The following is a 25,773-nucleotide window of genomic DNA, read 5'->3' as shown; positions in this document are numbered from 1 at the left end:
GGGCGGGGCGGGGGCGGCGCGGGGCGGTGTCAGCCGGTGACGACGGCCTGGGCGTCGATCTCCACCAGCATCGGCTCCTGCGGGAGTTCGACGAAGATGGTGGTGCGGCACGGCTTGACGCCGCCCGGCTTGATGTTCTCGTCGATGAACTCGGCGTAGACCTCGTTCATCAGCGGGAAGTCGGCGCGCTTGGTGAGGTAGACGCGGAACATCACGACGTCCTCGATGGTCGCGCCGCCGGCCTCGACGATGGCCTTGACGTTCTCCAGGGTGCGGCGGGTCTGCGCCTTCACGTCACCGTGGTGCAGGTACTCGCCGGTGGCCGGGTCCTGCGGACCCTGGCCGGAGACCTGGAGGATCGGGCCCTTGCGGACGCCCTGCGAGAACATCCAGGCCGGGGCGGGCGCGCCGTCGGTGCGGATCTCGGTCTTGTCGCTCATGTGCGGTGCTCCAAAGAGAAGTTGACGGTACGTCAGGAAAGGTTCCCGCGGGCGGGAAGGCCCGCGTCGGCGGAGATCGCCCGGGTGCAGGCGAGCAGTTGGGGGAGCAGGTCGAGGACCTGCTCGTAGGGGAGGACGACGTCCGGTACGGAGATGGACGCGGCGGCGACCACCCGGCCGGAGACGTCCCGGATCGGCGCGGCCACGCAGTTGATGAACGCCTCGTGCTCGGCGTGGTCCTGCGCCCAGCCCTGCGCGGCGACCTGCTCCAGTTCGGCGAGCAGGGCGGGCCGGCTGGTGATGGTGTTGGGCGTGTGGACGGTGAACTCGATGGTGTCCACCACCCGGCGGCGCTCGGCCGGCGGCAGGTCGGCCAGCAGCACCTTCGCCACCGCCGTGTTGTGCAGCGCGGCCCGCAGCCCGATCCGCGAGTACATCCGCACCGGGTGCCGCGAATCGTACTTGTCGATGTAGACCACCTCGCCACCCTCGTACGCGGCCAGGTGCACGGTCTGGCCGGTCGCCGCGTTCAGCTCCGCCAGGTGCGGTGCGGCGGTGCGCCGGATGCCCCGCTGCTCCAGCGCGAGGCTGGACAGCGCGAACAGGCCCGCGCCCAGGTGATAGCGGTACTGGGCGTCGCGGTAGACGAACCGTTCATCCTCCATGGTCTGCAGCAGCCGCAGCACGGTGGTCTTGTGCACACCGAGCAGGTCGGCCAGCTGGTCCAGGGAGCGTTCGCCCTCGCCGAGTTCGGCGAGCAGGCGCAGTGCGCGGGTGACGGTCTGACTCATGGGTGTCCCGATGTTCCGAGGGTTTCGAGGGCTCCGGGGAGGTTACGGGCTCCGGCGTCCGTCGCCGCTGTCGGATCCGCGGCGAGCGCGGGGGAGACGATGCCGGACGCGGAGACGCGGGTCGCCGCCCAGTCCCGTTCGTCGGCGGCGAGCAGCGCGGCCACCGTGCGGGCGTCCGGGAGGGTGCCGTGGTCGGTGGGCGCGGTCAGCGCACTGGCCGCCGCGAGGTGGCCGAGCCGCAGCCGGGAGCGCTGGTCGAGCCCGCGCAGGGTCCCGGCGAGGTAGCCGGCCGCGAACGCGTCGCCCGCGCCGGTGGGTTCGACCACCTCGACGGCGAGCGCGGGTTCGGTGACCGAGCCGCCGTTCCGGTCGAGCGCGGTGACGAGGTGCCCGGAGTCCTTGACGACGAGCACGGAGGGAGAGGGAAAGCGCTTTCTCAGTGCGGCCGGATCGCCGGTGCCGAACGCGTCCTCGGCCTCGTCCGCGCCGAGCAGCAGCACATCGGCGGCGTCCAGCAGGGCGGGCAGCACCGACGGGTCGCGCCGGCGCCACAGCACGGGGCGCCAGTTGAGGTCGAAGGAGACCAGCCGGCCCGGACGGCGGCGGGCCAGCAGAGCGCGGACCAGTTCCAGGCAGTCGTCGGAGAGGGCGGGCGTGATGCCCGTCAGGTGCAGCAGCGGCGCCCGGTCCAGCAGCGCGGCGGCCGCCGGGTCGTCCAGCAGGGCGGGGGAGAGCGCGGACGCGGCCGAGCCCGAGCGGTAGTAGTGCAGGCGGGAGCGGCCCGCGCCGAGGTCGTGCGGGAGGGCGGAGCCGCCGGTCTCCTTCAGGTACACGCCGGTCGGGCGGTGCGGGTCCACGGCGACGGCGGAGACGTCCACGCCAGCTGCCGCCAGGTCGCCGGTGAGGCGGCGGCCGAAACCGTCCGCGCCGACCCGGCTGATCCAGGCGGTCGGCACACCGAGCCCGGCGAGCGCCGCGGCGACATTGGACTCGGCGCCGCCCACCGAGGGCCGGAACGCGCCGACGGCCTCGAACGGTCCCGGCCGGTCGGGCAGCAGCGCCGCCATCGACTCACCCAGGCACACCGCCCGGGCGACCGCCGCCCCGCCGTCCTGATCCGCCATCAATCCCGCTCCCTCACCCTCGGGCCCACGCCCCCGCTCCCGCCAACAGCGGCCCGCGTGACCGGTACTCGGCGGTGAGCCCCGGTACTGCGTGCCTGGTGGGAGGGTGGACGGGCCACGTCGCGGTCCGTTGACCGCCGTCGGCGTGAATGCTAGAACCGTAACACCAACATGCGCAATAGAGGTTGCACATGTTGCAACATCCCAGCTCGTCGGCGGGCCGGGACCGGAACGGAGGCACAGCCATGAGCAACGCGGCGGCACACCAGCACACCGGACACCACTCCTTCGCGGACCCCGCCCACGGGCCCGGCATCGACACGGCCGCCGTCGCAGCCCTCGCCGACGAGACACTCGACTGGCGCTTCAAAGCCGTCCCCGCCGACGCCTCGGGCCGCACCGTCCGCGACTGGCTCGCCACCGGCCCCACCCTCGACACCCTCGGCACCCCGCTGCTCACCCTCGACGCCGCCGCGCTCGACCACAACCTGCACACCATGGCCGCCTGGTGCCGCGACGCCGGCGTCCTGCTCGCCCCGCACGGCAAAACCACCATGGCCCCCGCCCTCTGGCAGGCCCAACTCGCCGCCGGCGCCCACGCCATCACCCTCGCCAACCTGCCCCAACTGCGCGTCGCCCGCGCCTTCGGCGTCCAGCGCCTGCTGCTCGCCAACACCCTGCTCGACCCCGCCGGCCTCGCCTGGCTCGCCGCCGAACTCGACCGCGACCCCGAGTTCGCCTTCACCTCCTGGGTCGACTCCGCCGACAGCGCCCGGCAGATGGACGCCGCCCTGCGCGCCGCCGGCGCGAAGCGCCCCGTCGAAGTCCTGGTCGAACTCGGCGGCCCCGGCGGCCGCACCGGCGCCCGCGGCATCCCCGCCGCCCTCGACGTCGCCGCCGCCGTGCACGCCGCCCCCACCCTCCGACTGGCCGGCGTCGGCGGCTACGAAGGCGCCCTCGCCCACGACGCCTCCGACCGCGCCCTCGCCACCGTCCGCGACTACCTGCGCGACCTCGCCGAACTGCACCGCCGCCTCGCCCCCGGCTACCCCACCCCCACCCCCATCGTCACCGCCGGCGGCAGCGCCTACTTCGACACCGTCGCCCAGGAGTTGACCCCGCTCGCCGCCGAAATCCCCGGCACCCGCGTCATCGTCCGGGCCGGCGCCTACCTCGCCCACGACGACGGCTTCTACCGCGGCATCTCCCCGCTCGCCCGCACCACCGGAGCCACCCCCCTGCACTCCGCCATGCACGGCTGGGCCCGCGTCGTCTCCCACCCCGAACCCCAACTCGCCCTGCTGGACGCCGGAAAGCGCGACCTGCCGTTCGACGAAGGACTGCCCGAACCGCAACTCGTCCGAGGCGGCGGCGAGTTGAAGGGAGCCGAAGTCACCGCCCTCAACGACCAGCACACCTTCCTGCGCGGCGCCGGCGACGCCGCCCCGATCGGCGCCGTCCTCCGACTCGGCCTCTCCCACCCCTGCACCGCCTTCGACAAGTGGACCCTGATCCCCGTCCTCGACCACGCCGACGCCGAACACCCGCGCGTCGTCGACCTGGTGAGGACGTACTTCTGATGCCCGAACTCCTGCTGCGCGGCGCCACCGTCATCGACGGCACCGGCGCCGACCGCTACCGCGCCGACGTCACCATCACCTCCGACGGCGACATCGACGAGATAGGCCACGGCCTCACCGCCCGCCGCACCATCGACGCCGACGGCCTCGTCCTCGCCCCCGGATTCATCGACCTGCACGCCCACTCCGACCTGAGCCTGCTCGTCGAACCCGACCACCCCTCCCGCATCACCCAGGGCGTCACCCTCGACGTCCTCGGCCAGGACGGACTGTCCTACGCCCCCGCCGACGACACCACACTCGCCGCGCTGCGCCGCCAACTCGCGGGCTGGAACGGCGATCCCGACGGATTCGACTGGAACTGGCGCACCGTCGGCCAGTACCTCGACCGCCTCGACCGGTCCATCGGCGTCAACGCCTGCTACCTCGCCCCGCACGGCACCATCCGGATGCTCGCCATGGGTTGGGACAACCGGGCCCCCAGCGACGCCGAACTCGACCGGATGCGTACCCTGTTGGACCAGGCGCTGGCGGACGGCGCGGTCGGCATGTCCACCGGCCTCACCTACACCCCCGGCATGTACGCCGACACCGCCGAACTCGTCGAACTGTGCCGGATCGTCGCCGCCCGCGGCGGCTACCACGCACCGCACCAACGCTCCTACGGCGCAGGCGCGTTGGAAGGCTACGCGGAGATGGTGGAGATCTCCCGGCGCAGCGGTTGTTCGCTGCACCTCACCCACGCCACCATGAACTTCGGCGTCAACGAGGGCCGCGCCGAGGAGTTCCTCGCCCTGGTCGACACCGCCCTCGCCGACGGCATCGACGTCACTCTCGACAGCTACCCCTACCTGCCCGGATCCACCACCCTGGCTGCCCTGCTGCCCAGTTGGGCCACCGAAGGCGGCCCCGAAGCCACCCTTTCCCGCCTCGCCGACCCCGCCGCGCGCGAACGCATCCGCGCCGACGTCGAGGAGCACGGCAGTGACGGCTGCCACGGCGTGGTCACCGACTGGGACACCATCCAGATCTCCGGCGTCCGGAACACCGCGCTCGCCGGCGTCGTCGGCCGGAAGGTCTCCGAACTCGCCGCCGAACAGGGACTCACCGGCACCGAGGTGTTCTTCGGGCTGCTGCTCGCCGACCAGTTGGGCACCACGATCCTCCAGCACGTCGGCCACGAGGAGAACGTCCGCGCCATCATGCGCCACCCCGCGCACACCGTCGGCAGCGACGGCCTGCTCGTCGGCGCCCGCCCGCACCCCCGCGCCTGGGGCACCTTCCCGCGCTACCTCGCCCACTACAGCCGGGACTTGGGCGTCCTGACGCTGGAAGAAGCGATCGCCCGGATGACCGGCCGCCCCGCCCGCCGCCTGCGCCTCGATCGGCGCGGACTGATCCGCCCCGGCCACCACGCGGACCTGGTCCTCTTCGACCCGGGGACCGTCCGCGACACCGCCACCTTCGACCATCCCCGCCGGCCCGCCGACGGCATCGCGCACGTCCTGGTCGGCGGCGTTCCCGCCCTCACCGACGGCAAGCCGACCGGCGACCTGGCCGGGCGGGCGCTGCGGCGTGACGCGGACGGCCTGGTGCGGGCGGCGAATTGACGATCCGTCAGGCCAGTCGGATGTATCTCAGGAAACAGGAGTTGGGGAGTATGGGAAACGAAGTGACCGACCTGCGCGCGGCGTTGGCCGCACAGCCCGTGATAGCCGTGGTGCGGGCGCCGGTGATCCCGGACGCGGTCGCGCTGTGCGAAGCGCTCGCCGAAGGCGGCATCGCCTGGACCGAACTCACCTTCACCACACCGGACGTGGCCCGCCACGTCGCCACCGCCGCGAAGGCCGGCTGCCGGATCGGCGTCGGCACCGTGCTCACCGCCGAGCAGGCCCGCGAAGGCATCGACGCCGGCGCGGGCTTCCTGGTCACCCCCGGCCTGCGGCCCGCCGTCGCCGCCGTCGCCCGCGACGCCGAAGTCCCCGTCGTGATGGGCGCGCTGACCCCCAGCGAGGTCGCCGACGCGCTCGACCTCGGCGCCGCCGCCGTGAAGATCTTTCCCGCGAAGACCTTCGGCCCCGGCTACTTCAAGGACCTCCAGGGCCCGTACCCCGGCATCCCCCTGGTCGCCTCCGGCGGCGTCAACGCCACCAACGCCAGGGCCTTCCTCGACCACGGCGCCCTCGCCGTCTGCGCCGGCACCGACGTCGTCCCCCCGCAGACCGTCGCCGACGGCGACTGGGCCGAGATCACCCGCCGCGCGAAGGCGTTCATCGCGTCGCTCGGCTGAGAACGGCCGGGCCGGGGGCGGCGACGGAGGGGGCAGCGACGGAGGGGGCGGGGAAAGCGCTTACTCGCCGTCCCGCCGTCGCCTCCCTGCCGCCCCGCGTCGCCCCCGGAGGGAGCGGGAAAGCGCTTACCGGCTGCGGGTGGTGGAGTACAGGTGGCTGTCGCGGAACTCCGTCGCGGCCAGGGTGCGGCCGACGATGATCACGGCGGTGCGGAGCACGCCTGCGGCCTTGACCTGAGTGGCGATGTCGCCGAGGGTGCCGCGCAGCACCAGCTCGTCGGGGCGGCTGGCCATGGCCACCACAGCGGCGGGGCAGTCCGGTCCGTAGTGGGGGAGGAGTTCGTCCACCACGCTGTCGACGTAGCGGGCCGCCAGGTGCAGGACCAGCAGGGCGCCGCTCTTGCCGAGGACGGACAGTTCCTCGCCGGGCGGCATCGGCGTCGCCTGGCGGGCCACCCGGGTCAGGATCACCGTCTGGCCGACCGTCGGGACCGTCAGCTCCCGCTTCAGGGCCGCCGCGGCCGCCGCGAACGCCGGGACGCCCGGCACCACCTCGTAGGGGATGTCCGCCGCGTCCAGGCGACGCATCTGCTCGGCCATCGCCGAGAACACCGACGGGTCGCCCGAGTGCAGCCGTGCCACGTCCTGGCCCTCGGCATGCGCGCGGACGATCTCCGCGATGATCTGGTCGAGGTCGAGGTTCGCGGTGTCCACCAGGCGCGCCCCCGGCGGGCAGTCGGCCAGCAGCTCCTGCGGGACCAGGCTCCCCGCGTACAGGCACACCCCACACGCCGCCAGCGTCCGTTGCCCGCGCACTGTGATCAGATCGGCCGCACCCGGACCGGCACCGATGAAATAGACCGTCACTTCGCTGCTCCTCCGAGTTCCTCGGCCGCACCGGACATCCCGGCGCCGCCGCCCTTGACCACGCTCCACTGAGTGACCGGCATCGCCTGCCGCCACCCCGTGAACCCGCCCACCGGCACCGCGTGTGCGACGCTCAGCTTCACCAACTCCCCGCCGTGGCGCCGGTACCACTGAGTGAGCAGCGCCTCGGACTCCAGCGTCACCGTGTTCGCCACCAGCCGCCCACCCGGGCGCAGCGCCGACCAGCAGGCCTCCAGCACGCCCGGCGCGGTCAGCCCGCCGCCGATGAACACCGCGTCGGGGATGTCCAGTTCGGCCAGCGCCGCCGGCGCCGCGCCGTGCACCACCCGTAGCCGGGGTACGCCCAGGGACGCCGCGTTGCGGACGATCCGCTCCACCCGCACCGGGTCGCGCTCCACGCTCACGGCCCGGCAACTGCGGTGCGCCCGCAGCCATTCGATGCCGATCGAGCCCGAGCCGCCGCCGATGTCCCAGAGCAGTTCGCCCGGCGCCGGGCCTAGCGCCGCCAGCGTCGCCGCGCGGATATGACGCTTCGTCAACTGGCCGTCGGATTCGAAGAGTTCGTCGCGCAGGCCGGAAGTCAGCTGCTGGCGTGGCGAGTTCGGGTCGGTAGCCACGCAGTCGATCGCCAGCACGTTCAGCGGATCGCCCGGCGGCAGCGACCAGTCGTCCGCCATGCCCTCGCGCAGCGTCTCGGCCGGGCCACCGAGTTGCTCCAGCACCCGGATCCGGCTCGGGCCGAAGCCGCGTTCCGTCAGCAGCTTCGCCACCTGTGCGGGGGTCGAGGCGTTCGGGCTCAACACCAGTATTCGGCGGCCGGGGTAGAGCGCGGCGTGCAGCGTCTCGGGGGCGCGGCCGACCAGCGTCACCACCTCGGTCTCCTCGACCGGCCAGCCCAACCGGGCGCACGCCAGCGACACCGAGGATGGATGCGGCAGCACCCGCAGCGACTCGGCCGGGGCGCCGCACTCGATCAGCGTCCGGCCGATCCCGTAGAACATCGGATCGCCGCTCGCCAGCACCACCAGCCGCCGCTCCGCGAAACGATTCAGCAGCCCCGGCACCGAAGGCCGCAACGGCGACGGCCACGGCACGCGATCCGCTGTCACCTCGGCGGGGAGCAGCGCCAGCTGCCGGGCTCCGCCCAGGACCGCCTCCGCCGTGTGCAACGCCGCCCGGGCCGCCTCCGACAGCCCCGGCCAGCCGTCCGCACCGACCCCCACCACGGTGATCGCAGACACGCGCAAACTCCTCACAGCTTGGGGGACGGGCAGCCGCAGCCTACCGGCAGTAGACCGTCATACCCCCCACGAGCTGCGGAGATCCACCGTGCGACATTGGCCACACCGGAGCTCCCGGGCTCCCCGGCTCCCGGGCTCCCCGGCTCCCGGAGCCGCGCGGCGCGGGGTCAGTCGGGCGTGGACACCAGTTGGACGGTGGGCGGCGTGGATGTGGTCGGCGCCGTGGGGGCGGTGGGGAAGGTGCGGTGGAGGAGCAGCAGGGCGAAGATCTCCTGTTCGATGCCCTCGGGGTGGCGGGAGCGCAGGGTCTGGGTCGGTTGAGGCGGGGTCAGGTGGTCGAGCGCCGTTCCGGTGCGGGACTGGTGGGTGTAGCGGGCGGCGAGGTCGGCGGCCGGGGCGGCGGCCGGATCGAGCAGGCTGGTGAGCAGGCGGTGCGGCGGGGCGCTGCGACGGTCGGTGTCGAGGGTGTAGTCGATGACGCGGACCTGGGCGGGGCAGGCGTGTTCGCGAGCCGGTCCGGTCGGGTCGGCCGCGCCGGTCGGACCGGTCAGACGGGAGCCGTCGTCCAGGCGTGCGGCGAGCGGGAGTTGAAGGCTGCCGGGCACCTGCCAGAGCAGGTCGGCACCGCCTGCGCGGGCGGCCTGCCAGATCGCCGGATCGGTCGTGCCGCGGTCGGCGAGCACGAGCATGTCGCGGGTCAGCGTCGGGTAGATGGCTGCGGCGAGGGCGCGTTCGTGGGTCGAGAGCGGGCCGACGTCGGCGGTGAGCGTGGTGTGGGTCCCGCACTCGACCAGGGCGCTGACCCTGGCCTGCGGGTAGTTGACGGGCTCCGGGACGGCGGGCCGCGCGGGAGGCCCGCCGGTGGCGCGGGGAGCGGTGGTGCGGACGGGCTTTCGGACGGTGCTGCCGAGCGTCCGGCCGAAGTGTGCGGCGTTCGGCGGCGTGTCCGGGACGTCGAGGATCGTGCCGTCGAGGGCGACCAGCCGCTTGCCGCGGTACCAGGCGTCGGCGATGGTCGGGCCGGCCGGCGGCGGGCAGGTCCGTTCGAACAGGCGGCGCAGCGGTTCCGGGCCGAGCCGCAGCCGGGCCCGGCCGATCGCGGCGGGGGTGGGCAACTGGCGGGCCCTCGGCCACCAGCGTTCCCGCTCCAGCTCGTTGACCAGCAGTTGGGCGACGTCCGGGTAGCCGAGGTCGGCGAACATCGCCATCGCCAGCACGAAGTAGACCACCACGCGGGCCGGAAGCAGGCGGCTGCGCTGCTCGACCCGTCCGCAGTCGATCAGTACCTGGTCGACCAGTTCGGGCGGGAAGGCGCGCGTCAGTATCCCCAGCGCGGCACGCTCCGCAGGCCGGATGTCCGTCGGTGCGTTGGTCTGCCTTGGCACTGGCACGACCCGTTCAACGAGCCGCCCACGGCGAAGTCACCGCGAACCCGGCCCGGGATGCCAGGCGTTCGCAACGCGCGGCGGCCGGACGTCTGTTGGCGGTGGTTCCGGGCCGGGCTGTGGTCGGACCCGGCGGAGGAGGCACCGCGCATCCTCACTGTCAGTCGAGGTCGTCGGCGGCGTAACGGATGGCGCTGATGGCGCGGGCCAGGAGGTGGCGCAGCTGGTCACGTTCGGCGGCGGTGAACTCCTCGGACAGCGCCTCCTCGATGGCGCTGGCGCGGTCGTCGGCGAGTTCCAGCGCGGCGCGGCCGCGGTCGGTGAGACGGGTCGCCAGGATGTTGCGGTGCCAGCGGTGCGGGGCGCGTTCCACCAGGCGGCGCTCGGTGAGGTGCTTGAGCGTCATGGCCATCGCCTGCGGGGTGACCTGGCAGGCCCGGGCGAGCGCGGCGCCGCTGATGCCCGCGTTCTCGGCAAGCATGAACAGGGCCGCGTACTGCGGCACCGTCAGTCCGGCGGGTTCGACGGCGGTGCGTTTCGCGGCCAGCAGCTCCTGGACGGCGAGGTTCAGATCGATGCCGAGACGGTCACTGGCAGGCATTCCCATGCGGCGATGCTACAAGGGCTGGTCGACGTATAAGCGTTGACAGTCATCAACTGATTGATGATGATCGGGGTGTTGAGCATGCGGGGGAGCGGATGCTGTGCCGCTGCGTTCCTCCCGGCGTGTTGATTTGTCGATCTGTCAGCCCGGCTGACACCCGTGCCCCGGAGGACCGCACACCGATGACCGACCTCTCCTTCCTCTCCGCCCCCGGTATGGCCGCCGGCTTCACCGCGGAGACCCGCCCACGCGCCCACGGTGCGGGCGTCGACCTGCACGAGTACGACCGGGTCACCGCGCCGCTGGAGTCGATGCTCCAGTGGCCCGACGTCTGCCGTGCGGCCGCACTCCGGCACCGCGCCGCCGCCGAACAGGCCGCCAAGGCCGGCCGCACCCGGACGGCCGGCGAGCGCCACCGCCTGGCCGCCCGCTGGTTCCACCTCGCGGCCCTGATGCCCGACCCCGACCGGGAGCGGGCGACGGAGGTCGCGAGGGAGGCGGACCGGTCGATGGAACAGTCGCTGGCCCTGCTCGAACCGCAGGCCCGCCGCCTGTCCGGCGACGGCTTCACCGGATGGCTGCGGATCCCGGGGGAGGCAGAGGGTAAGCGCTTTCCGGTCGCGGTGGTGATCCCCGGCATGGACTCCTCGAAGGAGGAGTTCCACGCTCTCGCGGACGCGCTGCTCCCGCGTGGCGTCGCCGTCCTGGCGATCGACGGACCCGGCCAGGGAGTGCTGGCCACCGAGACGCTGCTGGACGCGGAGGGCCACCGCCGCGCGGTCGTCCGCGCCCTGGACGCGCTCGCCGATGCCGCCGCGGCCGGCGAGGCGCCGGTCGACCCCGGGCGGATCGCCGTGGTCGGCCTCAGCCTCGGCGGATACCTCGCCGCACGGGTCGCCGCCCACGACCGGCGGGTGCGCGCCGCCGCGCTGGTCAGCGGCCCGTACCGGCTGGACTGGGGCGGACTCGTCCCGTTCGTCGCCGCCACCCTCGGCCAGCGGTGCGGCGACGCGGACGCCGCGCGCGCATTCGTCGACGGCCTGGACCTGGCCGCGCTCGCACCGCACCTGCGCTGCCCGTTGCTGCTGGTCGAGGGCGGGGAGGACCGGATCCCCGGCTTCACCAACGCCGACGCGCTCACCGTGGACCTCCCGCACGCCGAGCTGCTGTACGTCCCGTACGGCAACCACCTGCTCGGCAACGCGCAGTCGGAGTGGCTGCCGGACACCGCCGACTGGCTGGCCGAGACGCTGCGGTCGGCATGACAGGTGCGGCGGAGCCTCCGCCCCGGCATCATCGACCGGATGGAGTCTCCGCTGCCCCTGCTCTACCTCGACGTCGACGGCCCACTGATCCCGTTCGGCGGCGACCCCGCCCGCCACCGCACCCACCTGACGGCACGCCGGATCCGCGAACTGACCGGCGAGTCCAACCCCCTGCTGACCCGCCTCGACCCCGCCATCGGCCACCAACTCGGCGCACTGCCCTGCCACTTGATCTGGGCCACCACCTGGTTCGACGACGCCAACACCTGCATCGCCCCGCTGCTCGGCCTCCCCGCACTCCCCGTCCTGCCCGACCCGCCGCGCACCACCCCCCGCCTCCCGCCCGGCGTCCACTGGAAGACCCCCGCACTCACCGCCCACGCCGCCGGAACCCCGTTCGCCTGGGTCGACGACGAGATCACCGAAGCCGACCGCGAGTGGGTCGCCCACCACCACCCCGGACCCGCGCTGCTCCACCGCGTCAACCCCGAACTCGGCCTGACCGAACGGGATTTCACCATCCTCGAGGACTGGCTGCGCCACCCGGCCTGACAGCGGGTCCTAAGGTCGGTCGGGTGGGGCGTCGGTCCCACGACCTGGGCCGATCCGAGGACGAGGCCTACGTCTTCAGTCCGTTACGCGGGCCTGGTGGTTCTGCGTACCGTCCCCAGCATGGATGTCACAGGGACGTTGGACGAGGCGCTCGAACGCCTGCACCGCTCGGGGCCCGAGCGGCTCGGGCGGCTGACCAATCACGCGCCGATGGCGGTGGAGGCCCTCGCCGCCCGCGGGCGGGCGGATGCGGTGCACGGTTGGCTCGACCGGTACGCCCGCATGCTGGAGGAGTTCCCGTCCGGGGTCGAGCGGGTCACGGCCGTCAACTGGCACGAGGCGCTGGGTGATCCGCGCCGTGCGGCCGACTGGATCGGCTTCTTCGAGCGCGAGGTCGCGGAACGTCCGTGGCGCGAGGTGCTCGGCGAGTGGTGGCCCCGCCTGCTGCCCGGGATCTACGGCGGCTCCACCCACCCGGTGATCCGGGTGGGCCACGCCGTGCGCACCCTGCTGTCCGGCGCGGTCACCGAACCCCGGCTGGCCGAACTCGCCCACGGCCTCGGCTACTGGGCCGCCCGCCACCGGCCTGTCGCGGCTCTCACCCCGCTGCCCGGTGCCGACAGCGCGGCCGCCGCCCTCGGGCTGGTGCCGCGGATCGCCGTCCAGGACGGGGGCTTCCCGGCCCGGCTCGACCGCGTCAGGGCCCTGCCGGTGTGGGCGGCCACGGCGATGGAACCGGCCGAGGCGCACCGCCGGCTCGTCGAACTGGTGCGGGCGGCGACCCACCGGTACGCCACCCACGGGCACGGGGAGGAGACGATGCTGGTCCACGCGGCCACGGCTCCCAACGCCGTCCTGCGCACCCTGCCCGCTCTGCCGCACGCCCTGTGGCCGTCGAGCCTGCAGGCCGCCTGGACGGCCTCGGCGGCCGTGACCGCGATGTACGCGCCGGCCGTGGCGGTCCCGTGCGTGCCGCTCGACGGCCTCACCCCCGACGAGGTCGTCGAGCGGGCGCTGTCGCACGGCGACGAACACGTCATCAAGTTGACGGACACGGCGCTGGACGTGGGCGACGGGCCCGCGCTGGCGGCGGCGGTGCGCGCCATGGAGTTGACCGCTCCGATCGGATGATCGGACGGGCGGAGGGTCGGACGAGACGGAGTGGGAGGTCGGAACGGCCGCCTTCCCACCCCGGCGCAGCGTGCCTCAGAGGACGAAGTAGCTCGTCCCGACGGCGTGCTTGGACATCCCGGGATCCACCTCCGCCGTCACCGGGCCCTGGCAGTTCGCGGCGGCGTGCACCAGCACAGCCGAGTCGGTGAAGTTCGTGATGGTCACCGGGGACGTGGTGCTGTAGCAGCCCCGCGCGGGGTTGTGGTGGGCCACCCCGTTCACGATCAGCGTGCCCGTGGCGGCCTGGGCGGGGACGGCGAGGGCGAGCACGCCGGTGACGGCCAGCAGGCCGATTCCCGTGAGACGACGACGCATGACTGTACTCCCTTCCGAGGACGCCCGGCTGGGAGCGGGTGCCTCTTCGAACGGGGAATTCCCCGCACGGCCGGTTCGTCCCCGAACGGCACCGCCAATCGCTCGAATCGGCGAGCGTGCAAGGGTCCTGGGGGTGGTGGCCGACAGGCCGGACTCCCGGGGCTGCGCCACTGTCGGTCGGTGGCGTTAGCGTGCGCTGCCGTGGACGCTGCTGATCTTGATCGTTGTGCCGGGACGATTCCTCCGCCCCTGGTGGTCCGGCTGCTCGAGCTCGGGCACGCGGAGGAGGTGGAAGTCCAGGCCCGGCAGGGGGAGTGGTTCTGCGCGCGGGCGTGGGCGCGGGTGCTGGGTGAGCAGGGGCGGCAGGCGGAGGCGCTTGCGGTGCTGGCGCCGTACGTCGAGTCGGAGTGGTGGCCGGCCGTCGAGGCGCAGGCGGAGCTGCTCGTGGAGTGGGGACGGCCGGACGAGGCGATCGAGCTGGTCCGTCGGCATGCGAGGACCGGTGGGCGTCCGCTGGAGTTCCTCGGCCGGCTGCTGGCCCGGCAGGGGCGTGGCGTCGAGGCATTCACGTTGCTGAGCGCGGGAGTTGAGGACGCGGGCCTGGCCGCCGCGATGGTCGAGGTGGCCGGAGTGGCGGGCCGGGAGGAGGAGGCCGCCGCGCTGCTGGCCGCGAGGATTCCGGCCGGGCACTGGTGCGACGGCCCGTGGTGCTGCCGAGGGCTCCACCCCGGGACGGCGCTCGACCTGCTGGCCACCGTCCGGGAGCGGCAGGGCCGGATCGACGAGGCGATCGCGCTGCTCGGTGCCGAGCAGCCGGTCGACGAAGGCCGGCTGTCCGAACTGCTGGCGCGGCACGGCCGGTTCGAGGATCTGCGCGCGCACGCGGCGGCCGACCCCGACGGGCCTGCGGCATGGCGCCTCGCCGGGGTACTGGAGGAACGCGGCGATGTGGCGGGCGCCGTCGCCGTGTACCGCGCGGCCGGGGAGTCGCGGGACGCTGCCCTCGGGCACGCTCAACTCCTGGCCCGGCACGGAAGGTTGGCAGAGGCGATCGCGGTGATGCGAGCGCTGGTCGAGTCGTACGGCGGGGCGGAGGACTGGATCGTCTCGGCCCTGTGCGCGCTGTACGTCGACCACGGTCGGCCGCAGGACGGACTGGCACTCCTGGATGACATGACGGCCCATCATGAAAACGCGGAGGACTGGGAGTTGTTCAGTTTGCGCCTCAGGCTTCTGGCTGGCTGCGGGCTGCTGGACGAGGCGATCGAGCTGGCTCTGGCGTACCCCGACGACGACCCGCCGTCCGCCGTTCAGGAGATCGCCGAACTGCTCGCCGACCAGGGGCGGTTCGAGGAAGCCGCCGCCCTGCTTCGGCCGCACGCGGATGACCCGTCCTGCCGCCGCCGGTTGGCCGGCCAGCTGATCGAACTCGGCTGCGTCCAGGACGCGGTGGCGCTGCTCCGGCAGGGTCGGACCACGCGGGTGGTCCGACCCGATCTGTACCGGCTGTTCCACCCCTGACCGGCGGCGAGCGGTGCGGTCAGCCGGTGGTGGGGAGCGGGCCGCCGAGGTGGCGGTTGCGGGTCCGGCGGGCCGCGAGGCGGGTGGGGGTGGGGAGTTGGGCGAGGTCGGCGAGGGCGTGGGTGATGGCGGCGGCCAGGTGGGTGCGCAGGTCGGCGGGGTCGTCGGTCTCGGGGACGACCTGGTCGATCAGGCCGGTGGCGGCGAGCGCCGTGGCGGTGATGCCCTGGGCGCGGGCGAGTTGAGGAGCGTGCTCGCCGTCGCGGTGGACGATGGCGGAGGCGCCCTCGGGCGGAAGCGGGGCGAGCCAGGCGTGCTGGGCGGCGATGACGCGGTCGGCGGGCAGCAGCGCGAGCGCGCCGCCACCACTGCCCTGGCCGAGCAGCACGGCGATGACGGGGGTGCGCAGGCCGACCAGGGTGGTCAGGCAGTGTGCGATCTCCATTGCCACGCCGTCGAGTTCGGCCTCGACGGAGAGTTCGGCGCCGACGGTGTCGACCACGGTGAGCAGTGGCATTCCCAACTCCTCGGCCAGTTCCGCCTGTCGGCGAACCGCCCGCAAATCGGCTGCCGTGAAGGGAAGTTCGGGCCGGTCGGGGCCGGAGCGCTGCTGGGCGACCACCATCACCGGGCGTCCGCCGATCAGCGCGAGCGCCCGGACGAGCGCGCTGTCGCCGTCCAGCGGGAGGAACAACTCGGCGGTGTGGGACAGGAGTTCAAGAGAAGAGAGGCGGTCGGGCCGGCGGCTGCGGAGAACCGACTCCCAGGCGTCCTCGGCGGCGAGGGTCGCGGTGGGGGCGGCGGGCGCCGGTGAACTCGGCCGGGGCGGCAGGGCGGTGAGGATGGTGAGTGCGCGGGACAGGAACGCGTGCAGGCGGTCGGGCGGGACGATGGCGTCCAACCGGCCGTTGGCGGCCAGGGTTTCGGCGCGCTGGACGGTGGGCGGCAGCGGCTCGCCGCGCAACTCCTCGTAGACGCGCGGGCCGAGGAAGCCCAGCCGGGCGCCCGGTTCGGCGAGGACCAGGTGGCCGAGGGTGCCCCAGGAGGCGAACACGCCGCCCATGGTGGGGTTGCGCAGGTAGGTGAGGTACGGCAGGCCGGCGGCGCGGTGGGCGTGGACCGCCGCGGTGACCCGGACCATGCACAGGAACGCGGCGGAGCCCTCCTGCATGCGGGTGCCGCCGGAGACCGGCAGGGCGAGCAGCGGGAGGCGCTCGGCGGTGGCGCGTTCCACGGCCCGGGTGATCCGTTCGGCCGTGGCGACGCCGATCGAGCCGCCGAGGAAGCCGAACTCGCAGGCGATCAGCGCCAGCGGCCGGCCGTCCAGCAGGGCGCGGCCGGTGATCACCGCCTCGTCCAGCCCGGTGCGGGCGCGGGCCCGGGCTAGGGCGTCCCGGTACTCGGGGTCGGCCGGCTCGGCGCCGATCGGCTCGTCCCAGGGCGTGAAACTGCCGGGATCGACCAGCAGATCGAGGAGCTGACGTGCCGACACCTGGGGCCTCCGTCGCAGGCAGGGGGATGGGGCAGAAGTGGGGGAGGGGGCGTTGCGGCCCAAAGCTGGCGCAAAGCCGGTGCAGAGCCTATGGGCGGACGCGGGCCGTCGGCGGGTGCGGCGCACAGTGGTGACACGGATCACCGCCAGTGGGGCGGTTGCCTCGCGCGCCGTACCCAGCGCGCCCGGCGGTGGAACGTGACGTACCAGACACCGGGCTAATTGGTATCCAGGATGCCGAATTGGCTAGAGTCAGCGCCGTGAGGCTGACCAAGAGCACCGACATCGCACTGCGCATCGCAATGCGCCTGGCGGTGCTGGGCGAGGACCAGACCCCGACCACCCGCGAGGTGGCCGAGGCGGTCGACGTCCCCTACAACCACGCGGCGAAGGTGGTCAGTCGTCTCCAGCACCTGGGCGTGGTCGAGGCCCGGCGCGGGCGCGGTGGAGGGCTTGCCCTGACTGCCGCCGGCCGCAACGGATCGCTCGGCCGGATCGTCCGGGAGCTGGAGGGCGCAGGGGATGTGGTCGGCTGCGAGGACCAGCCGCCGTGTCCGCTGCGGCACTCCTGCCGACTGCGCGGGTTGCTGCGTCAGGCGCAGGAAGCGTTCTTCGCAACGCTCGACCCGTTGACCGTGAACGACCTGGTCAGTCCGCCGACCGGCCCGGTCCTGCTGGGACTGCCCGGCCGTGGCTAGCCGGGGTCGCCAGCGGTGATCAACAACAGTCAGCAGTGCACAGTCAACAGTCAGCAGTGCACAGTAGTAGTCAGTAGCAGTCACCTGTAGTCGTCAGCGGTCAACAGTGGGTGTTCCCACACCGTAAAATGCGCATCTCAGATGCGAGTTTGGAGCTTCGGATGCTGTCCGAGAAGTCCGCGCAGACCGTGCGTGCCACCCTGCCCGTGGTGGGGGCGGCCATCGAGGAGATCACCGGCTCGTTCTACGGCCGGCTCTTCGCTGCTCACCCCGAGCTGCTGCGCGACCTGTTCAACCGGGGCAACCAGGCCGACGGCAGCCAGAAGTCGGCGCTGGCCGGTTCGATAGCCGCCTTCGCGACCGCCCTGGTCAACAACCCCGACCAGCGGCCGGACGCCATGCTCGCCCGCATCGCCCACAAGCACGCCTCGCTGGGCATCACCGCCCCGCAGTACCAGGTGGTCCACGACAACCTGTTCGCCGCCATCGTCGAGGTGCTCGGCGAGGCCGTCACCCCCGAGGTCGCCGAGGCCTGGGAAGAGGTGTACTGGCTGATGGCCAACGCGCTGATCGCCCTCGAGGCGCGCCTGTACGAGGAGAGCGGCACCCGCGGCGAGCGCCGCCCCTACACCGTGGTCTCGCGCACCGCCGAGACCGCCGACGTCGCCACCTTCCTGCTGCACCCGGCCGACGGCGGTGCCGTCCCGGCGCACAAGCCCGGCCAGTACGTCTCGGTGCAGGTCGAACTCGCGGACGGCGCGCGGCAGATTCGCCAGTACAGCCTGTCCGGCCAGCCCGACGGTGGCCTGCAGATCACCGTCAAGCGCGTCGCCGGCGACCCGGCGGGTGAGGTCTCCAACCACCTGCACCAGCACGTCGACCAGGGCGACACCCTGCTGGTCAGCGCCCCGTTCGGCGACGTCCAGCTGGCCGATGAGGACCGCCCCGTGGTGCTGGCCTCGGCCGGCATCGGCTGCACCCCGATCATCGGGATGCTCCACCACCTCGCCGAGACCGGTGCCACCCGCAAGGTGATCGCCGTTCACGGTGACCAGCAGGAGTCCACCCACGCCTTCCGCGAGGACTTCTCCGGCCTGGTGGCGAAGCTGCCGAACGCCGAGGCGCACGTCTGGTACGAGCGTCCCGAGGGTGAGTGGCCGGCCGACCGCACCGGCCGGGTCGACCTGAGTGGACTGGACGTTCCCGCCGGCGCCGTCGCCTACCTGTGCGGCCCGCTGCCGTTCATGCGCACCGTGCGCACTCAGCTGCTGGAGGCCGGAGTGCCCGCCGCCGACATCCACTACGAGGTGTTCGGCCCCGACATGTGGCTCGGTCAGTAAGACCCCGGAGGTCGCTCAACTTCCGCGCCGGACGCGGTAGCTGAAGCGGCGGACCCGACGGCCTCTCCTCACCGGGGAGGCCGTTGCGTTTGACGGTGCCGAAAGCAGGCGCGCTCATCTCAGGACGTCGCAGATCGCCTCGCGCAGTTGCCCGGCGTCCGGTTGCAACGCCCGGTCCAGGCCGAGGGCGAACGGCAGCACCGCACCGTCCGGCCGGGTCACCCGGCGCGGCGGGGCGAGCAGGCGGCCCTCCTCGCCCGCGATCGCCAGCACCTCGGCAGCGAATCCGGCGAAGCGGTTGGAGTCGTCCACCACCACCAGCCGCCCGGTGCGCCGCAGCGAAGCCAGCAGCGCCGCCCGGTCCAGCGGGTACAGGGTGCGCGGATCGAGCACCTCCACCGACACCTCGCCCGCCAACTCCTCGGCCACCGCCAGCGCTTGATGCACCAGATGACCGACCGCGACCACCGTCACGTCCGTGCCGGTCCGGTGCGTGCGGGCCACGCCCAGCGGCACCGGCGCCAGCGCCGCCGTCACGTCCTCGCGGACGCCCAGCGCGCCCGCCGGGGCGAACAGCACCACCGGATCGTCATCCGCGATCGCCGAACTCAGCAGCCCGTACGCGTCGGTGGGCGTCGCCGGTACCAGCGTCTTGAGGCCGACGTGCGCGAACAGGCCGTACGGATGGTCCGAATGCTGGCCCGCCCAGCCGCTGCGGGAACCCGAACCCGGCACCACCACGGTCAGCGGAACCCGCGCCTGGCCGCCCGTCATCAGCGAGAACTTGTGCGCCTGATTGGCGAGTTGCTCGAACACCAGGAACAGCAGCGACGGGATCTGCAACTCGATCACCGGGCGCATCCCGGACAGCGCCGCGCCGATGCCCGCCGAGGTGAACGCCTGCTCCGACAGCGGAGTGTCCACCACCCGCTCGGCCCCGAACCGCTGTTGCAGCCCCAACGTCAGCCCGGCCAGGCCCGCGCCCACGTCCTCGCCGAACACGCACACCGCCGGGTCGGCCGCCAACGCGTCCGCCAGCGCCCGGTTCATCGCCTTCGCGTACGACAGCAGCGTCACAGCGCCGCTCCCCACCGGGACCGCAGCCCGCTCGCGTACAAGTGGTCGGTCGCGTACAAGTGGTCGGTCGCATACAAGTAGTCGCCCGCCGTGGCCGGATCCGGCTCCGCCGAGCCGAGCGCGAACTCGGCGGCCGAGGAGAGGAGTTCGCGTACCTCGTCGTCGATCGCGGCCACGACGTCGGCGGGCAGTGCCGCGGCGGCCGGGGCGAGCGGGTCGCGTTCGCGCCAGGCCGCCACCTCCTGCGGGGTGCGGTAGGCGAGCCGGAACCGGCGCTCCATGGTGTGGTGCGCCTCGAAGCGGTACGTCAGGCACTCCAGGAACCCCGGCCCGCCGCCCGCCCGTGCCCGGGCCACCAGCCGCTCGGCCGCCGCCCGGACCGCCTCCACGTCCATCCCGTCCACCGTCTCCGCCGGAATGCCGAACGCCGCCGCCCGCCCGCACGCCGAGCCGCCCACCGCCGCACCGGCCGGCAGCGTCGTCGCATAGCCGTTGTTCTCGCACACGAACAGCACCGGGGCCCGCCAGATCGACGCCAGGTTCAACGACTCCAGCAGCACCCCCTGGTTGAGCGCGCCGTCACCGAAGAACGAGGCCACCACCCGGGAGTTGCCCTGCCGCTGCGCCGCCCAGGCCGCGCCGACCGCGATCGGTGCGCCCGCGCCGACGATGCCGTTCGCGCCGAGGATGCCCAGCGAGAAGTCCGCGGCGTGCATCGAACCGCCCCGGCCCCGGTTCAACCCACCGACCCGGCCCGCCAGTTCGGCCAGCAGCCGCCCCGGATCGGCGCCCTTGGCGAGCACGTGCCCGTGACCGCGGTGGGTGGACGTCAGCTGGTCGTCCGCCGCGAGTGCCGCGCAGACGCCGACCGCCACCGCCTCCTGGCCGATGTACGGGTGGGTGCCGCCGACGATCAGACCCGAGCGCACCCACTCCAGCGCCAGTTCCTCGAACGAGCGGATCAGCCGCATCGCCCGGTACCGCCCGGCCCGGTCCGCCAAATGCGGCAGGCTCACCGGCCCGACCGCCACAGCACCGGGCAGAACTCCGGGTCCGCGTAGTCGGGTTGACCGTCCGCCGTGCGCCGCACCACCGCGTCGTGGTTGTACACCACCGGCGAGCCGTCCGGCTTCAGGAACGACCGGTAGCGGTTCGAACCGTCCTGCAGGTGCAGCGAAACGGCGCGGCGCGGCTGGGCGGACCGGTTCGGGCCGGAGCCGTGATAGGTGCGGCAGTGGTGGAAGGAGACGTGCCCGCGCGGGATCTCCACCGGCACCGTGCGCACCTCGGCGCCGTTGAACTCGGCGTTCTCACGCAGGAGTTTGTCGAGTTCGGCGCGGTCGCGGGCGGCGAAGTGCCGGGTCGAGTCGTCGCCGCCGGGAAGCTCCTCCCAGCGGTGACTGCCGTCCACCATGGTGATGGTGCCCATCTCCTCCGTACAGTGGTGGAACGGCAGGAACGCCGTCAGCATCCGCTGCGAGGTGGACGTCTGCCAGTAGTGCTTGTCGAAGTGCCACGGCACCACGTTGCTCAACTCGTCCGCCACCGGCGGCTTGTAGATCAGGGTCGCCTGGAACACCCGGATCTCCTCCGCCTGCGCCAGGCGCGCCGCCACCGCGCCCAGCAGCGGCTTGCGCAGAATGCGGCCGATCTCCGCGTGCTCGTAGTGCACGTAGTCGTTGTGCCGCTGCACCGGACCGTCGGCCGGCGTCCAGGACGCCAAGTGCGGGGGCCGGGCGGGAAGTTCGCGATCGCGTTCGCCCGCGTAGTAGCGCTCGGTGGCGGCCTGCAGGGTGTCCAGCTCCTGGTCGCTGAACAGCCGCCGCGACAGGTACCAGCCGCGCTCCGCGTACTCCAGCACCTCCTCGGCGGTCGGCAGCAGCGCCGACTCCTCCTCCGACAGTCCGAACGGGTCGGTGGCGTCAGGCATTTGAGGGCTCCCCTCCGGTCAGTGGTCGCGTGGTCAGTGGTTGCGTGGTCAGTGGTCGCGTGGTCAGTTGTGCGCGGTGGCGCGTTCGCGTTCGACGGCCTCGTACAGGGCCTTGATGTTGGCGGTGCCGAACGAGCCGGCGCCGCGCCGCTCCACCAGCTCCAGGAAGAACGTCCGGCGCGGGTGGGTGGAGCGGGCGAAGATCTGGAACAGCTCGCCGCCGTGGTCGCGGTCCACCAGCACGTTGGTCCCGCGCAGTTCGTCCACCGGGATACCCGTCGGGCCGAGCCGCGACTCCAGCGCCCGGTAGTACGCGCCCGGCGTGCTGAGGAACGCCACGCCGCGGGCGCTCAACTCCCGTACGGACGTGGTGATCGAGGCGGTGGAGAACGCCACGTGCTGGGCGCCCGCGCCGCCGTGCGCCTCCAGGAAACCGTCGATCTGGCCGGCGGTCCGCGAGGTGTCCGGCTCCAGCAGGGTGAACGTGACGGCGCCGCAAGGGCTTTGGACCACCCGCGAGTCCATCGCCTGGGTGCCGACCTCGACGTACTCGCGGAAGATCTCCTTGAAGCCCAGACCGCGCACCGCCCACTCGACCGAGGCGTCCAACTGCCCGCCCGGTACCGCGATCGCCACGTGGTCGAGGGACAACAGCCCGCCCCGGCAGGGGAGTTCGTCCGGCGGCAGGAGGTCCTGCGCGTCGGCGAAGCGCACCGCCAGGTCGCCGAACCCGGAGACCGTGCCCGCCCCGTCCAGGCAGCCGCCGCCCGCGTTCAGGGCCCGCTCGGCCGCCGCGGCCGCCGCCACCTTGTCGGTGTGCCGGAGCGCGACCACCGCCACGCCGTCGCCGTGCCGCCGCACCCACTCCGTCACCTGGTGCTCGGCGTCCACCGCCGAAGTCACCAGCAGCCGGATCGAGTTCTGGTGGGCCAGCACCTGCGCCGTGCCGGGCGTGGTGCGAACCGGTTTGCTCAGCGTGAAGCCCCAGTCGTCGCGCAGTTGCGCGGCGTACTTGTGGGCGTCCTCCGCGTACAGTTCGAGGTAGGCGATGCCCGACACGGTCATGAGTTACCTCCGAAGTGCTTGGCCGCGATGCCGAAGTGCTCGGCGGCGATGCCGAGTTGTCTGGCCGCGATGCTCGGCGGGCCGAACACCAGGCTCAGGTTGTGCCCGCCGAACGCGAACGAGTTGGACAGCGTGTGGCGCACCGGTGCTCGCGCCGCCGAGCCGCGGACGTGCCGCAACTGGCATTCGGCATCCGGCTGTTCGAGGTTCAGGGTGGGCGGCAGCAGGCCCTCGGCGACGGCCAGTGCGGACACCGCCGCCTCCACCGCCCCGGCCGCGCCCAGCAGATGGCCCGTCGCTCCCTTGGTGGAACTGACCAGCGGGCCCGCGTCGCCGAACACCTCGCGCAGTGCCGAGACCTCCGCCCGGTCGCCCAACTTGGTGCCGGTGCCATGGGCGTTGACGTAGTCGACCGCCGACGGGTCGAGCCCCGCCGAGCGCAGTGCCGCGCGCATCGCACTGGCCGCGCCGGCGCCGTCGGGGCGCGGCATGGTCGGGTGGTGGGCGTCGGTGGCGGCGCCCCAGCCGGACAGTTCCGCGTACGCCGAAGCGCCGCGGGCGGCCGCGTGTTCGGCCCGCTCCAGTACCAGGACGGCGCTGCCCTCGCCCAGGACGAACCCGTTGCGGCGGGCGTCGAAGGGCCGGGACGCCTGCGCCGGGTCGTCCCAACCGGCTGCGAGTGCGCGGGAGTTGTCGAAGGCGGCGGCGATGGTCGGGTGTAGCGGGGCCTCGGCGCCGCCGCACACCACCACGTCCGCGTCGCCGCCGCGGATCAGTCGCAGGCCCTCGGCGACCGCCTGTGCGCCGGCCGCGCAGGCGGTGATCACGGCCGAGCTGTAGCCGCGGATGCCGTGCGTGATGGCGATCCGGGCGGCCGCCATGTTGGACAGCATGCCCGGCAGCAGGTAGGGGCTGACCGCGGCCCGGCCGCGTTCGCGCCGTGCGGCGGCCTGCTGCTCGTAACTCTCCAGCCCGCCACCGCCAGTGGCCAGCACCACTGCCACCCGCTCTGGATCGGCGTCCTGACGGATCGTCAGTTTCGCATCGGCCAGGGCATCGTCGGCAGCGGCGAGGGCCAGCAGCAGGAACCGGTCGGCGCAGCGGGTCTCGGTCGGCGGCAGCACCTCGGCGGCGGGCACGGGCGGGGCGATGCCGGCGGCCCGCAGCCACCCCGCCGCCGGGTGGTCCGGAGGCGGGGCGGTCAGCCCGGAGCGGCCGTCGGCGAGGGCACGGAACACCTCGGGGACGCCGCGGCCGAGGGGAGTCAGCCAGCCGATGCCGGTGATCTGGGCTGCGGGGCCGGTGGGATGGGCAGCGATGCCGGTGATCTGGGCGGCGGGGCCGGTGGGATGCGGGGCGGGCGCGCTCACTCGGCGCCGACCGAGGAGGAGAGGTGCTGCCGGCGCAGCAGGACCTTGCGGACCTTGCCGGTCGGGCCGAGCGGGATCCGGTCGTCCGGCACGGCGAGCACCGCGCGCACGGTGGCGGCGACGTGCGCCTCCAGCGCGGCCAGCACCCGGGCGGTGAGGTCGTCGGATTCGGCTGCAGCCGGGGCGAGTTGCAGCAGCACGTCCGTGACGATCAGGTCGCCGTCGGGGAACGCCACCACCGTGCAGTCGATGACGTCCGGGCAGACGGCGAGGACGCGTTCCTCGCAGGCGGCGGTGTGCAGGCGGCGACCGTCGCCGAGGTCGACGGTGTCGACGGCGCGGTCAACGTGGTAGTAGTAGCCGTCCTCGTCGCGGTACATCAGGTCGCCGGTGAGGAAGTAGTCGCGGATCCGGGTGCGGTGGGTGGTGACGGAGTCGTTCCAGTAGCCGACCGCGAGGGTGGGGGAGCGGGTGCCGAGTTCGCCGACCTCGCCCGGGCCGAGCTCGTTGCCGTCCGGGTCGAGGATCGCGCAGTCGACGAACGCGTGCGGGCGGCCCACGCAGCGGCCGTAGCGGTCGGAGTCGACGGTGTGGGTGATGAAGAAGTGCGAGTGGCCCATCTCGGACGAGCCGAGGCCGTCGATGAACACCGAGCCTGCGGTGCGGACCCGGCCCCGCCGGGTGGCGGTCTCGCGCGAACCCTGGGCGACCAGGCGGCGGACGTGGGTCTCGTGCGCGCAGTCGCCGGTGTTCCACCACAGGCCGACGGAGGACAGGTCGCGGGTGGACAGGTCGTGCCGGGCCAGGTCGGCCCAGGTGGTGGCGAACCCGTACACGCCGAGCGGCTGCCAGCGTTCGATCGCGTCCAGCACCGCCGGGCCCGACTGGCTTGACAGCAGGTGGAGTTGGGCGTCGAAGCTGAGCGCCAGATTGACCGCGATCAGGGTGGCGGCGTGCGCGGCGGGCAGTGCGCTCAGCACCCGGTCGATACCCTGCGGGCGGGGCAGCAGCAGCCGGTGCCGGATCGCTGAGTACAGGCTCTGGTGCGAGTGCAGTACCGCCTTCGGCAGGCCTGTGGTTCCCGAGGAGTGGGTGATGGCGACCGGGTCGGTGGGCCAGTGCCGGTACGGGGTGGGTGCCGACTCCGGGTCGCCGTCGGCGAGTTGGGCGATGTCGGCGAGCAGTGTGGTGCCGAGGTCGAGGCCCGCGAGCGCCTTGGCGCGTTCGGCGTCCGCGAGCAGCCCGGCCGCGTTCAACCGGCGCAGGTAGCGGGCCGAAGTGTCCGCGTCCAGTGCCGGGTTGAGCAGTGCCGGGATGGCGCCGAGCCGGGACAGGGCGAGGAAGGCGAGCACCTGGTCGGCCGCCGCGGAAGCCTGCACCGCCACCGGATCGCTTCGGCGCACCCCAAGCGCGTGCAGTTCGGACGCCCGTGCCCTTACGGCGAGGTCGAGTTGACGGAGCGTCAGCGCTGTGTTGGCGGGGTGGCCGTCGACGGGGGTGTCGAAGGTGAGGGTCGGCGAGTCGAGGCCGAGGCCCTGCTCGACCCGGGTGGTCAGGACGTTGCCGGCGCCGACGGAACTGTCCTCGGACAGGACGGCGCGCAGGGTGCGGAGGCTCATGGATCCCGTTCTT

At 73.2% G+C, this 25,773-nt stretch carries 24 protein-coding genes; 9 read left to right on the top strand and 15 right to left on the bottom strand.

The window, feature by feature from the left end:
- Positions 1-29: 29 nt before the first annotated feature.
- Genes ACFYS8_RS01685 through ACFYS8_RS01675 form a run of 3 tightly spaced genes read right to left on the bottom strand, consistent with a single transcriptional unit; the run spans position 30 to position 2,355 of the window.
- Positions 30-440 (bottom strand): RidA family protein, encoded by a 411-nt coding sequence (locus tag ACFYS8_RS01685; RefSeq protein ID WP_387634225.1) that lies wholly within the window; start codon positions 438-440, stop codon positions 30-32.
- A gap of 32 nt (positions 441-472) precedes the next feature.
- Positions 473-1,231 carry an IclR family transcriptional regulator gene (locus tag ACFYS8_RS01680; protein WP_387634222.1) on the bottom strand — a complete coding sequence of 253 codons (759 nt, stop codon included), beginning with the start codon at positions 1,229-1,231 and terminating at the stop codon, positions 473-475.
- Positions 1,228-2,355 (bottom strand): sugar kinase, encoded by a 1,128-nt coding sequence (locus ACFYS8_RS01675; protein WP_387634219.1) that lies wholly within the window; start codon positions 2,353-2,355, stop codon positions 1,228-1,230. The genes ACFYS8_RS01680 and ACFYS8_RS01675 overlap by 4 nt, the downstream gene beginning before the upstream one ends.
- 245 nt (positions 2,356-2,600) lie before the next feature.
- Here ACFYS8_RS01675 and ACFYS8_RS01670 point away from each other — a divergent pair, with 245 nt between their 5' ends.
- Genes ACFYS8_RS01670 through ACFYS8_RS01660 form a run of 3 tightly spaced genes read left to right on the top strand, consistent with a single transcriptional unit; the run spans position 2,601 to position 6,225 of the window.
- Positions 2,601-3,935 (top strand): amino acid deaminase, encoded by a 1,335-nt coding sequence (locus ACFYS8_RS01670; RefSeq protein WP_387634216.1) that lies wholly within the window; start codon positions 2,601-2,603, stop codon positions 3,933-3,935.
- Positions 3,935-5,545, top strand: a complete 1,611-nt coding sequence (locus ACFYS8_RS01665) for an amidohydrolase family protein (protein WP_387634214.1) — start codon at positions 3,935-3,937, stop codon at positions 5,543-5,545. Before ACFYS8_RS01670 ends, ACFYS8_RS01665 begins: the two co-directional genes overlap by 1 nt.
- A 50-nt stretch (positions 5,546-5,595) precedes the next feature.
- Entirely contained in the window at positions 5,596-6,225 is a 630-nt protein-coding gene (locus tag ACFYS8_RS01660; RefSeq protein ID WP_387634211.1) for a bifunctional 4-hydroxy-2-oxoglutarate aldolase/2-dehydro-3-deoxy-phosphogluconate aldolase, read from the top strand.
- 126 nt (positions 6,226-6,351) lie between these two features.
- Here the strand turns inward: ACFYS8_RS01660 and cobM are convergent, their stop codons facing one another.
- The 4 genes from cobM to ACFYS8_RS01640 form a co-directional block, all read right to left on the bottom strand.
- Positions 6,352-7,092: a precorrin-4 C(11)-methyltransferase gene (cobM, locus tag ACFYS8_RS01655; RefSeq protein WP_387634208.1), complete on the bottom strand. Its 741-nt coding sequence runs from the start codon at positions 7,090-7,092 to the stop codon at positions 6,352-6,354.
- Positions 7,089-8,354 (bottom strand): precorrin-6y C5,15-methyltransferase (decarboxylating) subunit CbiE, encoded by a 1,266-nt coding sequence (gene cbiE, locus ACFYS8_RS01650; RefSeq protein WP_387634205.1) that lies wholly within the window; start codon positions 8,352-8,354, stop codon positions 7,089-7,091. Before cbiE ends, cobM begins: the two co-directional genes overlap by 4 nt.
- Before the next feature lie 167 nt (positions 8,355-8,521).
- Positions 8,522-9,745 carry an IS4 family transposase gene (locus tag ACFYS8_RS01645; RefSeq protein ID WP_387634203.1) on the bottom strand — a complete coding sequence of 408 codons (1,224 nt, stop codon included), beginning with the start codon at positions 9,743-9,745 and terminating at the stop codon, positions 8,522-8,524.
- Positions 9,746-9,899: 154 nt separating this feature from the next.
- The gene (locus ACFYS8_RS01640; RefSeq protein WP_387634200.1) at positions 9,900-10,346 is read right to left on the bottom strand and encodes a MarR family winged helix-turn-helix transcriptional regulator; all 447 of its coding nucleotides are present in this window, start codon (positions 10,344-10,346) and stop codon (positions 9,900-9,902) included.
- A gap of 179 nt (positions 10,347-10,525) precedes the next feature.
- On the opposite strand from ACFYS8_RS01640, the gene ACFYS8_RS01635 reads away from it, so the two are divergent.
- From ACFYS8_RS01635 to ACFYS8_RS01625, 3 genes are all read left to right on the top strand, one after another.
- On the top strand, positions 10,526-11,608 hold the full coding sequence (locus ACFYS8_RS01635; RefSeq protein WP_387634197.1) for an alpha/beta hydrolase family protein: 1,083 nt from the start codon (positions 10,526-10,528) through the stop codon (positions 11,606-11,608).
- A gap of 39 nt (positions 11,609-11,647) precedes the next feature.
- On the top strand, positions 11,648-12,160 hold the full coding sequence (locus ACFYS8_RS01630) for an HAD domain-containing protein (RefSeq protein WP_387634194.1): 513 nt from the start codon (positions 11,648-11,650) through the stop codon (positions 12,158-12,160).
- A gap of 120 nt (positions 12,161-12,280) precedes the next feature.
- The gene (locus ACFYS8_RS01625) at positions 12,281-13,291 is read left to right on the top strand and encodes a questin oxidase family protein (RefSeq protein ID WP_387634192.1); all 1,011 of its coding nucleotides are present in this window, start codon (positions 12,281-12,283) and stop codon (positions 13,289-13,291) included.
- Between the two features lie 75 nt (positions 13,292-13,366).
- Here the strand turns inward: ACFYS8_RS01625 and ACFYS8_RS01620 are convergent, their stop codons facing one another.
- Positions 13,367-13,648, bottom strand: a complete 282-nt coding sequence (locus ACFYS8_RS01620) for a hypothetical protein (protein WP_387634190.1) — start codon at positions 13,646-13,648, stop codon at positions 13,367-13,369.
- 252 nt (positions 13,649-13,900) lie between these two features.
- Between ACFYS8_RS01620 and ACFYS8_RS01615 the strand changes: the two genes are divergently transcribed.
- Positions 13,901-15,169 (top strand): tetratricopeptide repeat protein, encoded by a 1,269-nt coding sequence (locus ACFYS8_RS01615; protein WP_387634189.1) that lies wholly within the window; start codon positions 13,901-13,903, stop codon positions 15,167-15,169.
- A 19-nt stretch (positions 15,170-15,188) separates the two neighbouring features.
- On the opposite strand, the gene ACFYS8_RS01610 is transcribed toward ACFYS8_RS01615, so the two are convergent.
- Positions 15,189-16,661, bottom strand: coding sequence for a carboxyl transferase domain-containing protein (locus ACFYS8_RS01610; protein ID WP_387634188.1), 1,473 nt, complete (start codon positions 16,659-16,661; stop codon positions 15,189-15,191).
- Positions 16,662-16,921: 260 nt separating this feature from the next.
- Between ACFYS8_RS01610 and ACFYS8_RS01605 the strand changes: the two genes are divergently transcribed.
- Together ACFYS8_RS01605 and ACFYS8_RS01600 are read left to right on the top strand one after the other, a co-directional pair.
- Entirely contained in the window at positions 16,922-17,359 is a 438-nt protein-coding gene (locus tag ACFYS8_RS01605; RefSeq protein WP_387634186.1) for an RrF2 family transcriptional regulator, read from the top strand.
- 161 nt (positions 17,360-17,520) lie between these two features.
- Complete coding sequence (locus tag ACFYS8_RS01600; protein WP_387634184.1) at positions 17,521-18,699, top strand: globin domain-containing protein; 1,179 nt, start codon at positions 17,521-17,523, stop codon at positions 18,697-18,699.
- A gap of 114 nt (positions 18,700-18,813) precedes the next feature.
- Here the strand turns inward: ACFYS8_RS01600 and ACFYS8_RS01595 are convergent, their stop codons facing one another.
- The 6 genes from ACFYS8_RS01595 to ACFYS8_RS01570 form a co-directional block, all read right to left on the bottom strand.
- Complete coding sequence (locus tag ACFYS8_RS01595; RefSeq protein WP_387634182.1) at positions 18,814-19,776, bottom strand: alpha-ketoacid dehydrogenase subunit beta; 963 nt, start codon at positions 19,774-19,776, stop codon at positions 18,814-18,816.
- A complete protein-coding gene (locus ACFYS8_RS01590; protein ID WP_387634180.1) occupies positions 19,773-20,792 on the bottom strand; it encodes a thiamine pyrophosphate-dependent dehydrogenase E1 component subunit alpha in 1,020 nt (339 codons plus the stop codon). The genes ACFYS8_RS01595 and ACFYS8_RS01590 overlap by 4 nt, the downstream gene beginning before the upstream one ends.
- The gene (locus ACFYS8_RS01585) at positions 20,789-21,706 is read right to left on the bottom strand and encodes a phytanoyl-CoA dioxygenase family protein (RefSeq protein ID WP_387634178.1); all 918 of its coding nucleotides are present in this window, start codon (positions 21,704-21,706) and stop codon (positions 20,789-20,791) included. Before ACFYS8_RS01585 ends, ACFYS8_RS01590 begins: the two co-directional genes overlap by 4 nt.
- Before the next feature lie 63 nt (positions 21,707-21,769).
- Positions 21,770-22,771, bottom strand: a complete 1,002-nt coding sequence (locus ACFYS8_RS01580; protein ID WP_387634176.1) for a 4-hydroxyphenylpyruvate dioxygenase family protein — start codon at positions 22,769-22,771, stop codon at positions 21,770-21,772.
- Positions 22,768-24,141 (bottom strand): beta-ketoacyl-[acyl-carrier-protein] synthase family protein, encoded by a 1,374-nt coding sequence (locus ACFYS8_RS01575; protein WP_387634174.1) that lies wholly within the window; start codon positions 24,139-24,141, stop codon positions 22,768-22,770. The genes ACFYS8_RS01580 and ACFYS8_RS01575 overlap by 4 nt, the downstream gene beginning before the upstream one ends.
- Positions 24,138-25,760, bottom strand: a complete 1,623-nt coding sequence (locus ACFYS8_RS01570) for a class I adenylate-forming enzyme family protein (protein WP_387634172.1) — start codon at positions 25,758-25,760, stop codon at positions 24,138-24,140. The genes ACFYS8_RS01575 and ACFYS8_RS01570 overlap by 4 nt, the downstream gene beginning before the upstream one ends.
- Positions 25,761-25,773 lie beyond the last annotated feature (13 nt).

This window comes from Kitasatospora sp. NPDC004615, assembly GCF_042873545.1.
Taxonomy (GTDB): Bacteria; Actinomycetota; Actinomycetes; order Streptomycetales; family Streptomycetaceae; genus Kitasatospora.
The sequence above is the reverse complement of the archived record's forward strand: the minus strand, read 5'-3'. Positions and strand labels throughout refer to the sequence as shown.

Excerpts from the sequence above, each read along its gene's own strand:
- ACFYS8_RS01685 (WP_387634225.1), bottom strand. The coding sequence starts at position 440 with ATGAGCGACAAGACCGAGATCCGCACCGACGGCGCGCCCGCCCCGGCC.
- ACFYS8_RS01680 (WP_387634222.1), bottom strand. The coding sequence starts at position 1,231 with ATGAGTCAGACCGTCACCCGCGCACTGCGCCTGCTCGCCGAACTCGGC.
- ACFYS8_RS01675 (WP_387634219.1), bottom strand. The coding sequence starts at position 2,355 with ATGGCGGATCAGGACGGCGGGGCGGCGGTCGCCCGGGCGGTGTGCCTG.
- ACFYS8_RS01670 (WP_387634216.1), top strand. The coding sequence starts at position 2,601 with ATGAGCAACGCGGCGGCACACCAGCACACCGGACACCACTCCTTCGCG.
- ACFYS8_RS01665 (WP_387634214.1), top strand. The coding sequence starts at position 3,935 with ATGCCCGAACTCCTGCTGCGCGGCGCCACCGTCATCGACGGCACCGGC.
- ACFYS8_RS01660 (WP_387634211.1), top strand. The coding sequence starts at position 5,596 with ATGGGAAACGAAGTGACCGACCTGCGCGCGGCGTTGGCCGCACAGCCC.
- ACFYS8_RS01640 (WP_387634200.1), bottom strand. The coding sequence starts at position 10,346 with ATGGGAATGCCTGCCAGTGACCGTCTCGGCATCGATCTGAACCTCGCC.
- ACFYS8_RS01635 (WP_387634197.1), top strand. The coding sequence starts at position 10,526 with ATGACCGACCTCTCCTTCCTCTCCGCCCCCGGTATGGCCGCCGGCTTC.
- ACFYS8_RS01630 (WP_387634194.1), top strand. The coding sequence starts at position 11,648 with ATGGAGTCTCCGCTGCCCCTGCTCTACCTCGACGTCGACGGCCCACTG.
- ACFYS8_RS01625 (WP_387634192.1), top strand. The coding sequence starts at position 12,281 with ATGGATGTCACAGGGACGTTGGACGAGGCGCTCGAACGCCTGCACCGC.
- ACFYS8_RS01620 (WP_387634190.1), bottom strand. The coding sequence starts at position 13,648 with ATGCGTCGTCGTCTCACGGGAATCGGCCTGCTGGCCGTCACCGGCGTG.
- ACFYS8_RS01600 (WP_387634184.1), top strand. The coding sequence starts at position 17,521 with ATGCTGTCCGAGAAGTCCGCGCAGACCGTGCGTGCCACCCTGCCCGTG.
- ACFYS8_RS01585 (WP_387634178.1), bottom strand. The coding sequence starts at position 21,706 with ATGCCTGACGCCACCGACCCGTTCGGACTGTCGGAGGAGGAGTCGGCG.
- ACFYS8_RS01580 (WP_387634176.1), bottom strand. The coding sequence starts at position 22,771 with ATGACCGTGTCGGGCATCGCCTACCTCGAACTGTACGCGGAGGACGCC.
- ACFYS8_RS01570 (WP_387634172.1), bottom strand. The coding sequence starts at position 25,760 with ATGAGCCTCCGCACCCTGCGCGCCGTCCTGTCCGAGGACAGTTCCGTC.